13 protein-coding genes are annotated in these 14052 nt (G+C 34.5%); 3 read left to right on the forward strand and 10 right to left on the reverse strand.

Annotation, left to right across the window (positions count from 1 at the left end; genetic code table 11):
• Positions 1-22: 22 nt before the first annotated feature.
• Complete coding sequence (locus E2636_RS14955; protein ID WP_134210924.1) at positions 23-667, reverse strand: YczE/YyaS/YitT family protein; 645 nt, start codon at positions 665-667, stop codon at positions 23-25.
• A 460-nt stretch (positions 668-1127) separates the two neighbouring features.
• Complete coding sequence (locus tag E2636_RS14960) at positions 1128-1784, reverse strand: type 1 glutamine amidotransferase domain-containing protein (RefSeq protein ID WP_134210925.1); 657 nt, start codon at positions 1782-1784, stop codon at positions 1128-1130.
• A 468-nt stretch (positions 1785-2252) separates the two neighbouring features.
• On the opposite strand from E2636_RS14960, the gene E2636_RS14965 reads away from it, so the two are divergent.
• The gene (locus tag E2636_RS14965) at positions 2253-3314 is read left to right on the forward strand and encodes a YkvI family membrane protein (protein ID WP_134210926.1); all 1062 of its coding nucleotides are present in this window, start codon (positions 2253-2255) and stop codon (positions 3312-3314) included.
• 70 nt (positions 3315-3384) lie between these two features.
• Here E2636_RS14965 and E2636_RS14970 read toward each other — a convergent pair whose 3' ends face one another.
• Positions 3385-4866: a SulP family inorganic anion transporter gene (locus tag E2636_RS14970; RefSeq protein WP_407670256.1), complete on the reverse strand. Its 1482-nt coding sequence runs from the start codon at positions 4864-4866 to the stop codon at positions 3385-3387.
• Positions 4867-4959: 93 nt separating this feature from the next.
• Between E2636_RS14970 and E2636_RS14975 the strand changes: the two genes are divergently transcribed.
• Positions 4960-5553: a recombinase family protein gene (locus E2636_RS14975; RefSeq protein WP_243840665.1), complete on the forward strand. Its 594-nt coding sequence runs from the start codon at positions 4960-4962 to the stop codon at positions 5551-5553.
• Positions 5554-5604: 51 nt separating this feature from the next.
• Here the strand turns inward: E2636_RS14975 and E2636_RS14980 are convergent, their stop codons facing one another.
• The 3 genes from E2636_RS14980 to E2636_RS14985 all read right to left on the reverse strand — a co-directional run bounded on the left by E2636_RS14980 (position 5605) and on the right by E2636_RS14985 (position 7141).
• Positions 5605-6024 carry a universal stress protein gene (locus E2636_RS14980; protein ID WP_134210927.1) on the reverse strand — a complete coding sequence of 140 codons (420 nt, stop codon included), beginning with the start codon at positions 6022-6024 and terminating at the stop codon, positions 5605-5607.
• A gap of 287 nt (positions 6025-6311) precedes the next feature.
• Positions 6312-6488 (reverse strand): hypothetical protein, encoded by a 177-nt coding sequence (locus E2636_RS19070; protein ID WP_166669540.1) that lies wholly within the window; start codon positions 6486-6488, stop codon positions 6312-6314.
• A gap of 35 nt (positions 6489-6523) precedes the next feature.
• Complete coding sequence (locus E2636_RS14985; RefSeq protein ID WP_134210928.1) at positions 6524-7141, reverse strand: class I SAM-dependent methyltransferase; 618 nt, start codon at positions 7139-7141, stop codon at positions 6524-6526.
• A gap of 402 nt (positions 7142-7543) precedes the next feature.
• Between E2636_RS14985 and trhO the strand changes: the two genes are divergently transcribed.
• Entirely contained in the window at positions 7544-8518 is a 975-nt protein-coding gene (trhO, locus tag E2636_RS14990) for an oxygen-dependent tRNA uridine(34) hydroxylase TrhO (protein WP_134210929.1), read from the forward strand.
• Positions 8519-8890: 372 nt separating this feature from the next.
• Here the strand turns inward: trhO and E2636_RS14995 are convergent, their stop codons facing one another.
• From E2636_RS14995 to E2636_RS15010, 4 genes are all read right to left on the reverse strand, one after another.
• Positions 8891-9589, reverse strand: a complete 699-nt coding sequence (locus tag E2636_RS14995; RefSeq protein ID WP_134210930.1) for an ABC transporter ATP-binding protein — start codon at positions 9587-9589, stop codon at positions 8891-8893.
• Positions 9590-9604: 15 nt separating this feature from the next.
• Positions 9605-11038 (reverse strand): ABC transporter permease, encoded by a 1434-nt coding sequence (locus E2636_RS15000; RefSeq protein ID WP_134210931.1) that lies wholly within the window; start codon positions 11036-11038, stop codon positions 9605-9607.
• A gap of 567 nt (positions 11039-11605) precedes the next feature.
• A complete protein-coding gene (locus tag E2636_RS15005; protein WP_243840666.1) occupies positions 11606-12478 on the reverse strand; it encodes an EAL domain-containing protein in 873 nt (290 codons plus the stop codon).
• A 407-nt stretch (positions 12479-12885) separates the two neighbouring features.
• A complete protein-coding gene (locus E2636_RS15010) occupies positions 12886-13656 on the reverse strand; it encodes an SGNH/GDSL hydrolase family protein (RefSeq protein ID WP_134211825.1) in 771 nt (256 codons plus the stop codon).
• Positions 13657-14052 lie beyond the last annotated feature (396 nt).

The following is a 14052-nucleotide window of genomic DNA, read 5'->3' on the forward strand; positions in this document are numbered from 1 at the left end:
AGAATTCCTCAACTCTTTTTGTTTATGAATTAACTTTGACTGGACCTCTATCAGCATCCTCACATAGACGGTGACGCAACTTCGTAACCGGACTATAGAATAACTGTATCATGGGACCAATCAACAGGGTGACAAATATCGTACCAAAACCAATTGGACCACCAAGTATGAATGCAATGATTAGCACCCCAAGCTCCATCATCGTTTTTGAGACAGCCATGCTTTTCCCTGTGATTGTTTGAATGGCTATCATTAATGTATCCATGGGGTTGCGAGCAATTTTAGACTGTAAATAACAAGCAATGCCCACAGCAATGATTGCCACTCCCCCAACTAACATAGCTACTTGAATCGCAAGCACAAGAACCTGAAAATCATCAAAAACAAATAAAAGCCAAAAATCAATTAAAAACCCAATCGTGACTACGGGGATCACCGCAGAAACATCAATTCGTTCTTTTAATAGAAGCGCATTAATGAAAATTAGTAAAATCCCGATAATAAAAATCCATGTACCTATACTAAGGCCAAAATGTTCATTTAACCCCACATACATGGCATCCCAAGCACCAGCACCTAAATCAGCCAAAATAATTAAACTAATTCCCAATGACAAAAACGTTAACCCAACTAAATAAAATATAGCAATTATTAATCGATTTTTCATTTAAACGCCTTCTCAATCTATACGAATTTTATATTAAAACATCTTATCATAAAAAAATGGAATTTATTTAATTTTGCAATTTATAGAAAATAGCTTTTTCACATATATTTGCGAAAAAGTTATTTGGATTTGGGATTACAATAAATTTACTTACACTTTCCATACTCATTGCTACAAGATTATCTATTCCGTTCAACGTAATGAACACTGCTCCCTTGTTTTAATTAAAATTTTTAACAATTTAACTATATCTGTTTTTTAAATCCGAGCTTGGAAGTATACATGGCATAAATGTGCATCGAAAATACTATCTTCATTCCATATTTTTAAAAATAATATATTGTTGCTATTTATTTATTACAAATAAAAAATTTGATTTAACCTATCTTAATCCTGTAGTTTATAACATTAAATATAGCAAGGGGATTACACAAGATACTGTGTAATCCCTTTGCTATATTTATATTTTCTTTAATAATTCTTTCACGACCAGTGGTGTTGATTGTGGATTTTGTCCTGTAATTAACTTACCATCTACCACTGAGTGTTCAGACCAATTTGGTACAGTTTCAACTGTAGCACCAAGTTCACGAAGTTTGCTTTCTAATAAAAATGGCATCAATGAATCTAATGTTGTCTCGCGTTCTTCTGCATCCGTGAACCCACTTACTCGTTTACCTTTCACGAGAGGTTGACCATTTGAAAGTGTAGCTCCGACTAGACCAGCTGGACCGTGACATACAGATACTACGTACTTGTCCGCTTCATAAAATTCCCGCAATAAACTCTGTAGCTTTTTATTCTCAGGAAAATCAAACATCGTACCATGACCACCTGGAAGGAATATTACTTCGTGTTCACCCATTTCGACTTCTTCAATAGATACTGTATTCGCTAAATACTTTTCGGCATCCAAAATCTCTTGTGGTGTATTTTCATCAATGCTAGCAGGATCTACAGGGGCTTTACCACCCAAAATACTACTTACTGTCACGTCGTATCCTTGCTTCTTAAACGCCAAGTAAGCATCTGCAAATTCAGATAACCATGTACCTGTTGGATTATCTTCACCCATTTTATCAGTACTAGTTAAAACCATTAATATTTTCTTTGTCATTTAATTTCCTCCTAATTGGTGAAAAATTTATTCTCTTACTATTTATTTTTTCTTACTCTTCTACTTAATCTTATTTACCCTCAAATTAAAGAAGAAAACGTGCAATAGCACATTCAAAGTTAATAAGGATTGAACTGTAGAATTATTTTAATATGGATTCTAAAATCTCAATGTGAGCATATCCTTATAATCTATTACAAGTTATACATACTGAATTATATTTGTATTTATTATCAATTTATCATTAAAATTTAATATTTCTTTGTCTATTACATTAATTAGTATTACAGTTCACTATATAATTTCCCATTTACACAGGCCTATTGATTCATCCTTGGTTAGGGAATTGTGATCTTCATTGAATAATGTCTTGAATCTTGTTAAGTTGTATAAGGTTCAAGATTCATTATATTAAAATACAAATTTGTGTGAATTTTCTTACTAAATAGTCACATTCAGGGGGACATCATGAAGAAAAGTTTACAGATGGGTAGTGCCTTTATAGGCATAGTTGTTGGAGCGGGATTTGCTTCAGGACAAGAAATACTTCAGTACTTTACAAGTTTTGGATATATGGGGTTAGTTGGTGCCTTGATTTCGGCAGCCTTATTTGGTTACCTGGGCATGAATTTGACGAGACTCGGCAGTAGAATGCAAACGACTTCACATAAAGAAGTAGTTTATGGCATTAGCGGAAAGTTTATTGGCAGAATTGTCGATAGCATTATTATCCTCACTTTATTTGGCGTTGGGGTCGTCATGATTGCAGGAGCCGGTTCAATTTTCTCGCAGCAATTCGGACTATCCTCTACTCTAGGCAGTACTGTCATGGTGGTAGCAGTTATTATCACCATCATGTTAAACGTCCAAAAAGTCATCGCGATTATCGCAGGTATGACGCCATTCCTCGTGCTAGCTGTTGTTTTAATTGCTGTTTATAGCATTATCACGATGGATATGACTTTTAACGAGTTAAATTTACTAGCAAATGATCAGCCTACTTCTTTACCAAACTGGTTTATTTCTTCCATTAATTATGTTTCATTTAACATCGCAGTTGGAGCATCCATGGCTATCGTTATGGGTGGAACTGAGAAAGATGAGAAGATTGCAGCTCGTGGTGGATTGTTTGGTGGTCTCGGTCTTGGAATCTTGATCACCTTGAGCTACTTGGCAATCTTTGCGAAAATTGACGTAGTCGCAGGATTCGATATGCCTATGTTAAAAATTGCTGATGATATTCATCCTATTCTCGGATTATTTATGTCACTTATCTTATTTGCTATGATTTATAACACGGCAGTAGGGATGTTTTTCTCGTTCTCAGCACGCTTCGTTAAAATGGGAACTGCAAAATTTAGAATATTCGTCATCGTAACTGGCATCATCGCATATCTGGCAAGTTTTGTTGGATTCACAAAATTAGTTAGCATGTTCTATCCAGTTGTCGGTTATCTTGGTCTGTTCTTAGTAGGAGCAATTATTTTTGCTTCATTCAAGACACCACCTGTTAAAAATAAGAGTAAATAAAATATAAATACAAAAAGAGGCTGTCCTCAAAAGTCGGTTACATGACTTTTGAGAACGCCTCTTTTAATGTTTAATGTGCTGATACTTTTGCGTTTTCATTATTATAAACCGCAAGTTTTTCAACTAATTTCTGACTACTTGAGTTAAGACCAGTAATTATGACATGATTATGGTTTCCTCTAAGTTTCAAAATCACTTTATCAATAGCCCCTACTCCTGAATCATCCCATACTTGAGTATTAGAAAAATCGATAACAATATTTTCTTTTTCCGTATAATAATCAAAAGAATCAACAAAACTTTCGACTGAAGCAAAGAACAATTGTCCCTTGACTTCGTAATATACTTCGCTTCCTTTTATCATTTTTACCACTTCAATTTTAGAAATTTTAGCAACAAAGAAAATGGCACTTAATATTACCCCTGCAATAACCCCTTTAGAAAGATCATGAGTTAGCACAACGATTGAGACCGTAGCTACCATTACAATAGAATCGGTAATTGGTGCTTTTTTCAAATACGTAAACGAAGACCAATCAAACGTACCAATAGCCACCATAATCATTATACCTACTAAGACTGGCATTGGAATTTGAATAACTAACTCTCCGAGAACAATGATGAGGAACATGAGGAATAGACCTGCAACCAATGTTGACAACCGACCACGTCCGCCTGATTTTACATTTATAACCGATTGACCGATCATAGCGCAACCGGCCATACCACCGAAGAATCCAGTTGCAATGTTAGCAATCCCTTGTCCACGTGATTCTTTGTTTTTATCACTATCTGTTCCTGTCATATCATCAACAATTGTGGCAGTTAGAAGTGATTCTAGTAATCCAACGATTGCTAATGCAAATGAGAAAGGCAGAACAATCATGATTGTTTCTAAAGTAAATGGCACATTTGGAATGAAGAATGAAGGAAGTGATTGCGTAATAGTTCCTAAATCCCCTACCGTTCTTAAATCAAAACCAGAAAAAATAGCAAGCGCTGTTAAAGCAACAATAGCAATTAATGGGGCTGGAATAGCCTTTAAAAATCTAGGAAGAACATAGACGATTACTAATGTTATGGCTACAAACACGTAGGTCAAATTTGAAATGCCTAAGAAGTGAGGAACTTGCGCCATAAAAATTAATATGGCAAGTGCATTAACGAAACCAATCATTACTGCACGTGGTATAAATTTCATAACTTTTGCTACTTTGAAGACCCCGAACAGGATTTGAATAACTCCAGTTAAAATTGTGGCAGCGAGTAAATATTCGACACCATAATCTTTCACTAATGGCACCATTAGTAAAGCCATGGCCCCTGTGGCAGCTGAAATCATCCCCGGGCGTCCTCCGACAAACGCGATGATTACAGCAATAAGGAAGGACGCATAAAGTCCAACCATTGGATTAACCCCTGCAATAATAGAGAAGGCAATCGCTTCAGGAATGAGCGCTAAAGCTACTACAATTCCTGCCAATACATCTCCTCGTATGTTAGAAAACCAATTTAATTTAATTTTATCGATCAATCCATTCATCCCAATCATTAATTATTTTCTTATATAATCTTTCTATAAATATTTTATTAGTAGACACGAGTTGGATTATATCATGAATCTTCCCAAAAAGGAACGATTAAAATGAACTCATGTGATATAATTAATGAATTATATTGGGAGGTTTTAGACACAGTGAAATATGGATATATTCGACCTTTCGAAGAAGATGAACTAAATTCACGTCAATTACAGAAACTAGACAATATTGAACTTACTCATCTTTTTATTGAAAATAATTCAAGTGCTAAAAATCGTGTTAAATTAGATACATTACTTACAACCGTGAAAGCTGGAGATGTTATATACGTTTATAACCTCTATGTCCTAGCAGATTCAACACGCCATCTATTAGAATTGTTGCAGCAATTAACTAAACGCAAAGTAACGGTACAATTTCTAGCAAATCAAATTAATACGTCGGAGTCTTCTACTTATTCTTTTCTCACGATCATAGAAGAATTAGCACAATTTCAATCACAATCCATCAGCGCTAAAACTAAAATCGGCTTACTTGAAGCACAAAAAAAGGGAAACAATGCTGGCCGTCCTAAAAAATCAATGGTAAGTGTTAATGAAGCAATCGAGATGTATCATTCCAAAAAATATTCTCTTGAGGAAATCAAAGTAAAAACAGGTATTAGTAAATCTACTTTATACAGAAACTTAGAAAACTAAAAAATCCTATTTCACAAAGGAAGTAGGATTTCGCCAAAGTTTTCTTGTCATTTATTTTACAACCATTACGGGACATTTAGCCATTTTCATTACTTTATGGCTAACACTACCCAAAACCATTTCTTGCAAGGTGCTTAAACCTCTACTACCCATAATTAGTATTTCGTGGGGATGATGATTCACAAATTTTATGATTTCAACTTCTGGGTCTCCTTTAAACATTTTCACTTCGTAAGCAACTCCATGCTTTATAAATAAATCTTCCGTTGATTGTAATTTCTCTTCTCGCTTTTGGCGGAAAAAAATCTCATCATACTTTGAATTCGCTGGAGCTTTCTTAATTCTGTTAGGGTCCACAATATATAACAAGGTCACTTTCGTGAAATTTTCTGTAACAAGTTTAAGAGCCGATTCAGCCGCACGTAAAGCATGATTAGATCCATCTGATGCTAATAAAATTTTTGAATACATGTAGTTTCCCCCTTATAATTGTATTCTTTTTGAATTATCTGAATTATCGTACTAATAATTGTACTATTAAACTTGCACGATAATCCAGCGAAATCTTTCTCATATCCCTTGATTCTTTGTCGGAATTTAGGAGGTTTAGTATATTTTATTAGGGAAGGGTCTTTGGTCGATATGGGGATTTTTGTCACTTGAAAATTAGCATCATCTTTATATTGAGGAACAGGAAGAGTAACCGACTATTAATTGAGGGGAATTTCACCTTTTTTAGTAAAAAACAATAAACTATTTCACTCAGCAAAATCTTCAGGTACTATCGTGCAGGATGCAATATCTTTATACAATACTAATTCGATATAAATGGCATGTTGAACATTTTGTATCATATAAAATCCATCTGAGAATTCTTTTATTACTTTATATTGCTCATTTTTATATAGCACGACTTTGTTTTCTAATTTTCTCATTTTTTCACCCCCCAATTCTTTTCTAAGGACGATATTTAGTATTCTTCTGTTTTACAGACCGCTAATCCAATCGGGTAATGCATAGAGTTACGCGGCGGCTCTATTAATACCCCTCTTTGATAATAAAATTCAGTTTGAGGATAGTCATGAAAGAGATGGTGAAATTCATCAACAGTTAACTGATGATAATGAAATGGAGCGCTACATGATTCCCCTCTTCCTTTTCCAAAAGGAGTAGATAGGACAAGCGTGCCACCAGGTTTCAATCTTTTCATTAGCTGCAGAAAAAAAGAGCGGTCATTTGAAACATGTTCAATTGTTTCAAAACTTATAATCGTATCAAATAATCCTAATGATTCCATAAAATCGTCATCCTCGACACTTCCCTGTTTAAATGAAACAAGAGGATGATAATATCTTCCCTTTGCATAAGTAATCGCTTCTGATGATACATCTACTCCTGTAACAGTGGAGATGTTATCTTTACGCGCTTTTGCGATTAATTGTGCACCGTAACCCGAACCGCATGCTATATCAAGAACTGCTCCTTTTCCATAATCAATTGCAAAATGATAACGAGCGATATGTTCTAATAATAAACCATTCATATTGCTCATTAAATCTGGCACGACTCTCTCATCTGTTAATTTCATCGTTCTATCATCCTTTATACTTGAGATTTCCCAAAATCGAAAATTAAATTTTTTCTACCGCTTTTCAAGAAAATTTTCAGTTTAACATACCAATAACATACCACATCTGTTATAGCACAATGTATGCGTGAAATTTTTCATTTCGATCCCATGCTATAATTCACAATTTTTAAAAGTTACTTAATGTTAAATATTTGGTAAGATAGCTATCTTAAAATTTCTCCTCTATATCTACTATTTACCTATAATACACATTTTATATCATTAATTAAAAATATTAATAATAACAATTAGTTTAATCGTATTCCAATTGTACAAACAAACTATTCTTTATAGTCAGGACACACTTTTCATGCTATAATTATTGATTGAATTAGTATAAATGTAAGGTGGTTAATTTAAATGGAAAACAAAGCTTATCAAGTCTTGTTATATTATAAATATATAGTAATTGAAGAACCTGAACTATTTGCACAAACTCACTTAGCTGCATGTAAAGATATTGGCTTATTAGGACGAATTATCGTTTCTACTGAAGGCATTAACGGCACGGTTTCTGGAACGGTTGAGCAAGCACAAGCCTATATGGACTTGATGATGGACGATGAACGGTTTACCGATATGATGTTTAAAATTGATGACGTCGAAGGTCATGCTTTCAAGAAAATGCATGTACGTGCTCGCAATGAAGTCGTTCACCTTGGACTTGCTGAAGATGATATCAATCCGAACGAAATTACAGGCCAGTATTTGTCCCCTACAGAGTTTTACGAAAAAATGCAACAAGACGATACGATTGTAATTGATGCACGCAATGACTATGAATTCGATTTAGGTCATTTCCGTGGTGCGGTTCGACCAGAAATCAAAAACTTCCGAGATCTCCCTACCTGGATGCGCGAGAACAAAGAACAATTTGAAGGTAAAAAGATTTTAACATATTGCACAGGTGGAATTCGTTGCGAAAAATTCTCTGGTTGGTTAGTAAAAGAAGGCTACGAAGATGTAGGCCAACTTCACGGTGGAATTGCTACTTATGGAAAAGACCCTGAAGTTCAAGGTCAACTATGGGATGGTCAAATGTATGTCTTTGACGAACGCATTGCCGTTCCTATTAATCATGTTGAGCACATTATCGTTGGAAAAGATCATTTTACAGGCGAACCATGTGAGCGCTATGTAAACTGCTCTAACCCAGAATGTAACGACAAAATTCTGTGTTCAGAAGAAAACGAGCATCTGTACATGCGTAGCTGTACAGATGAATGTCGTACACATCCACGCAACCGTTATACCGTAGAGCACGGATTGACCGTTGAGCAATTTCAAGATCGATTGGAAGAACTCGAGCATTTGAGACAAAACGCTTTAGCATAATATAAAACAACCCATCACTATTTCAAATCTAAAATGATTTGTCTCCGTGATGGGTTTTTATGTGAAATTCAAAAGCTGTATTGTAATTTCAGACCAAATTTCATTGAAAATAAATATGATAACTTCGCCTTGTAATAGGGGTTTCTTTCTCTAGTGTTAATTCCCCTGAACTTAATAATGGGAGTTGATTTTCCATGTACGGCAAGTGAAGTGCTTCTGATTGTGTTCAAAAAGAAAAAAGAGAGGTTATTTCACTATATCCTCTTTCATGTATTTTGTCAGGAAATAAATAATAACCTCATAAGGAAATAATGTCCTTAGAGGTTATTTTCATTGTCGATCTACTTCGCAGCCACGTTGAAGTGACAATTATTAATTTACTAACGCCACTTTTTTATTCGATACTAGTGATATGTTTCCTTTGGAAAGTTTTACTATAATATCAGAGCTACGTGCAATATCATTATCATGTGTAACAACGATGATACACTTGTTTTCTTTATGGGCAAGGTCTTGAAAAATACGAACAATATCAGCTGCTGTATTTTCGTCTAAATTTCCTGTAGGTTCATCTGCTACAATCAAATCAGATTGACTGCACAAAGATCTAGCAATTGCGACCCGTTGTTGTTGACCTCCACTTAGTGTCAAAACCCTCTGTCTTGCATGCTTTTCCTCAATATGCACACTTTCAAGCATTTTCAGTGCATATTCCTTTTTATTGAGCACAGTTGATCCGGTGATTTCCATCGCCGTCATGACATTTTGTAAAGCCGTCATATATGGAAGTAAATTGTATGATTGAAAGACAATCGAAACATATTTTCTTCGGAAATTTGATAATCCTATTTTATTAATATCTTTTCCTTCATATAAAACTTGACCTTCTTTTGGTAGATCTAAGGCACTTGCAAGTGATAAAAATGTAGTTTTCCCTGAACCTGAAGGACCTGTTATTGTATAAAACTTCCCTTTTTCAAAACCGACATTTACGTCTATTAAAATGTTTTGCTGTTTATTTTCATGCTTATACCAATAACTCACATTTTTAAACTCTAGTAGTTGATTCATAATATCCCTCTTTCCTTAGTCTTGTTTTGACAGAATCATTTTTGGTTGTAAACGTAAAAGAGACAATGATGGCAGTATGGTTGAAATTATTGCAATTAAGAAACTGATGATGGCTAGCATACCAATATCCTCTGACGTAATTTCAATTAGCAGTTCATCCACTGGTTCTACTTCCTGAACCGTTAGTCCTCCTATACCTATTCCACCTCTCATACCAGCTCCTCTGAAGGATTCAGGGGTTTCGCTCGCTTCTTCACTCTCGAGCTGTTGCGTCAGTAATTGATCTCCAACTTGACTCGCCACTAAGTTACCACCTGCAGCTGAGATTCCGAGTGCAACGAGGACAACCACCAATATTTCAACAATCAACTGACTTATAAGTTTCCATTTCTTTTCACCGAGTGCTAAGAGTACACCCATCTCAAACTTTCTTTCTCGGATTGACATCATGATAATTAAACCTAGAATAATTGCTCCAGCAATTGTTACTAAATAGACAACATTTTTGGAAAAGGAAGCAACATTGTCAATTGGCCCAATCATTTGTTGATATAACGTATCATTAGCATCTAATTTATATGTAGAAAAATCAATTCCACTCTCTTGAGTAGCTTGTTTGACAAATCGATTGATATTTTCTGGATCATTCATGTAATAAATTGCACGATCAATAGTTCCTGTAAAATCGGTCCCTTTTAATTCATTTACTGCTGTATAAGGTAAGTACAGCTTATTAAATGGATTCAAGGCTGCGATTGACATGCCACCCATATCAGTTGCGGTAGAAGTTGTTTCATAAATTCCCACGATTTCTAGTGATACAGACTGTTCTTCATCAGCTGATTGAACATTTATGGTATCGCCAACCACCAATTCATTTTCTTCAGCTATTGTATTCTCGATCATTGTGACCTTTTGGTTTACATCATCCTCTGTTAAATGACGACCTTCAACGATGGAGGATTCTCCATCAATAAATTCTTGAATGGAATCCGTAAATAAGACACCTTCAAGACTTATATCTCCCATTGCAAAACCACCACGTCCCTGACCCACAGGACTTTCTTCATTCTCTATAACCTCTTCGGACTCTTCTTCAATTGGCTCAAAGTCACTTGCTATCCCTGTCGTACTAGAATAGAAATTATAGCCCTTCACATCTTCATAACTAACTAATTCTTCGGCTGATTCTAAGGCTATCGGATCGCGTGTAATACGAACGCGTCCGCCTTCAGCTCTTTGAGTTTCCATCAATTTTTCTGTATCGAACTGGAGAGTCACATTCCCGCCTAGAGACTGCCTTGCTAGATCAGCGGATTTTTTTGCTGCTGTTTGAATAGTAAGACCCGTCAAAACCAATAAACAAATCACTGTAAAAATAAAAATCTGTAAAAAAGTCTTTCCTTTTCGTGCTTTGACACTCAATACTGCACGTTTAATAAAATTCATTCTTTTTCCTCCCATTTCTTGTAGTTAAAAGTAGACCACTTATGTAAATTTAACTTTCTATTATGTCAGTCAGATGTCAGAAACAAATAAAAATTTAAAGATTCCAATCATATCACTAATTCCGAATAATAAATGACTGAAACCCAATCCATTTAGTCCGTTAAAACAGCGGATTTTTTGGGTAGTTTAAAGGTATAAACACTTTCGTACTAATGCATTTTTTCGTAATCTTTTAGGCAAACAAAGAAATTTAATGTATGCCCATGCCTTATTTTATTTGAACCTATTGAACGTTTCTGAAATTAAATATATTAGATTCATCTCAGAAGCTTCTGATAATCGAGATAGTTTATTTGAGGAAGGATACGACGATTGCCTCCAACTGTTTGACTTTGTGATGTTAAGAAAAATACAAAATGGGGAGTTTATTTACACTTTAAGTTGACACTCTATAGAGAAAGGGGGCATTAATACAATATAAAACAAAACAACCCATCACTATTTCAAATCTAAAATGATTTGTCTCCGTGAAGGGTTTTTTTATTTCTATATATTATTAAAATTGATTTATTTTGCTCCATATATATGATTACTTGGACTTACAATAGGGAATTTCGTTAATGGGAAATAGCCAGAACTCAAGATGGGAGTTGGTTTTCCAAGAGCATATCCTTGCCCCATTTGAATACCAAGATTCTGTAAATATCTTAGTTCTGATAAAGTCTCTATACCCTCAGCAATTACTTCAGTTTTCGATTGTAATGCAAATTCTAATAAAAGTTCAACTAAATGCTGTTGCTCAGGTTGATCACTAATATTTCTGATAAGCGACTTATCAATCTTAATAAATTCAGGTTTTAAATAAACTAGCGTTTTTAAACTATTATATCCCGTTCCTGCATCATCCACGGCAATCCGAAAACCTTGTTTCCTGTAATTCTCAATTATTTTCTCAAATTGATTATAGTCGATTACTGCCTCTTTTTCCGTTAGTTCTAATACAATTTGATTCGGAGAGAGATTATATTTTGACAATATTTCTAGCGTTTTACCACTACGATAAGCTGGATCCGCTAAAACTTGGGGCTGTATGTTGAGGAAAATTAATCGTTTATTATGACCTTGGGTTTGATCCAACTGTTCTGCATATCGCTCAAGAGAAAGATTACGCAAAAAACCTTCCACTATAAAAACATTATCACTTTGACCTACATAATCATAAAACTTTTCAGTTGTTGGAAATAAAGCTGTACTTTGAGGACGATTGAGAATTTCAAAACCAACTGTTTCCTCTTTATCTAATGAAACGATTGGTTGAAAGAATGTTTTTATTTTTTCAGCTTGCATAAGTCTCTTAAATTCTTCATTCTTTTTAAATTCTTGAAAATGACTAGTACGTTTAGAATTTAGAAACTCTAAATAATTTATTAATGTAGTCAATCGATTATATTTCATTCTGTCTCCCTTAGTACGTTGGCAAGTTATTTTCTGTTTCCGCCTTATTATACAGTCAAAAATTAATTTGCTGTTTTAAATAATTGTAAAAATTATGTAAAGTCATTTACAAAACAAGTTTTTCTTATGGAAAAAAGTGAAAACAGGATTCTTCTACACCGTAACGATAAGTTCTTCTAGGTCACTTTATATAGGGAAACCTACTGCACATATCCTCAAGAATGAAGAACGACGAACCAAGTGACGTTGTCACTTGGTTCGTCGTTCTTCGTAAAGGAAATCCTGGGGGTTTGAATCCGTCACTTGTCTTCAACCTTCTTTTTTCCAACACCAATATCAATTAGCAAAGAAATTTTATAGTTTTAACTTCCACATAAAAATTCAATTACGTGTTATTTGACCTTCTTCTTCTTCTTCTGCTGCTTTTCTTTTTTGTTTAACCCCAATGCCGCTAAACTAATTCCAGCCAGTTTCTCATGTCCGGCAACCGTAGGATGAATATCACCTGCAATGACGTATTTGGCTTGATTTGAACCGAATGCTGTATAAGCGTCTGCAAGAACTACGTTTTCATTTGCATAAACTAACCCCAAAAATATTTTATTGATATCAGGAAGTAGCTTTGTTGCAAGAAATTGAAGTTCATATTCAGGTTCTTGAAATGGATTGTAAATATTGTGAATTACAATAGGTGCAGCACTTAGTTTTCTAATCTCGGCTATGGTTAGCTTTAGTTTCCCAACAATATTACTATTTTCAATGTTTTGCATTAATAGGAATTTAAAATATTCAGTATCACCACCACTTGCAGCAGCCGCAGCCCGCAATGCAGCTATTAAATCATTGCTCCCTATATTAAGAGTAATATAGTCTGCATGTTTGACGGCTTGACGGTATTTTTGGTTAGTTTGTAGTAGATTGAGCATGCCATCCGTCGTCAAACCAGGAATACCTAGATTATTGACTCTTAAATCAGCTTCCTTCCCCATTAAAAACGGAAATGCTTTTTTGGATGGGTGATTATTATTAGCATCAAGATTGTATCCAAACGGGATAGAATCACCCAATGCAACAAGTGAATTCTTTCCATTATCATTCTTTGCAAATGCTGAGGTAGAAAATACTAAACTGATGACTAAAAGTATTAAAAAAGCTTTAAACATTTTTTTCAAATGAAACCCTCTCCCTTCGGTTCTTAAGAAAACTATATTATGTAAACGGCTTTATTATTCATTCATATCTAAAATAAGCTGTCACAATGGTTGAGGATTCTTACATCTTGTATTTGCCAATTAGTATCGAGCGTCTCAGACAAAGTGTCTTCAAGGCTTCAACATTAATAAAAAACCGTCCAGCTAATGAAGTGACCCCAAAGAATGAGACAAAGGAAAAAGCACCTCCCTGATCGTATTTAGGAACTACTGACATTAAAGATATTTTTCTTATTGGCACTAAGATTGGTACAGAAAAAGTAAAGCTAGCCGTTTATTTAATAGAATTATATATTAAATGACTGAATATTACAAATACTATTTTAAATATAATTGAATTTCTTAAAA

Origin of the sequence: Paenisporosarcina antarctica (assembly GCF_004367585.1) — a bacterium.
Taxonomy (GTDB): domain Bacteria; phylum Bacillota; class Bacilli; order Bacillales_A; family Planococcaceae; genus Paenisporosarcina; species Paenisporosarcina antarctica.

What these genes read in the sequence shown, in the direction of transcription:
- E2636_RS14985 (WP_134210928.1), bottom strand. Translation starts at nt 7,141, where the DNA reads ATGAAATTAACAGATGAGAGAGTCGTGCCAGATTTAATGAGCAATATG.
- E2636_RS14965 (WP_134210926.1), top strand. Translation starts at nt 2,253, where the DNA reads ATGAAGAAAAGTTTACAGATGGGTAGTGCCTTTATAGGCATAGTTGTT.
- E2636_RS14995 (WP_134210930.1), bottom strand. Translation starts at nt 9,589, where the DNA reads ATGAATCAACTACTAGAGTTTAAAAATGTGAGTTATTGGTATAAGCAT.
- trhO (WP_134210929.1), top strand. Translation starts at nt 7,544, where the DNA reads ATGGAAAACAAAGCTTATCAAGTCTTGTTATATTATAAATATATAGTA.
- E2636_RS14960 (WP_134210925.1), bottom strand. Translation starts at nt 1,784, where the DNA reads ATGACAAAGAAAATATTAATGGTTTTAACTAGTACTGATAAAATGGGT.
- E2636_RS14975 (WP_243840665.1), top strand. Translation starts at nt 4,960, where the DNA reads ATGAACTCATGTGATATAATTAATGAATTATATTGGGAGGTTTTAGAC.
- E2636_RS14955 (WP_134210924.1), bottom strand. Translation starts at nt 667, where the DNA reads ATGAAAAATCGATTAATAATTGCTATATTTTATTTAGTTGGGTTAACG.
- E2636_RS14970 (WP_407670256.1), bottom strand. Translation starts at nt 4,866, where the DNA reads ATGATTGGGATGAATGGATTGATCGATAAAATTAAATTAAATTGGTTT.
- E2636_RS15000 (WP_134210931.1), bottom strand. Translation starts at nt 11,038, where the DNA reads ATGAATTTTATTAAACGTGCAGTATTGAGTGTCAAAGCACGAAAAGGA.
- E2636_RS15010 (WP_134211825.1), bottom strand. Translation starts at nt 13,656, where the DNA reads ATGTTTAAAGCTTTTTTAATACTTTTAGTCATCAGTTTAGTATTTTCT.
- E2636_RS19070 (WP_166669540.1), bottom strand. Translation starts at nt 6,488, where the DNA reads ATGAGAAAATTAGAAAACAAAGTCGTGCTATATAAAAATGAGCAATAT.
- E2636_RS14980 (WP_134210927.1), bottom strand. Translation starts at nt 6,024, where the DNA reads ATGTATTCAAAAATTTTATTAGCATCAGATGGATCTAATCATGCTTTA.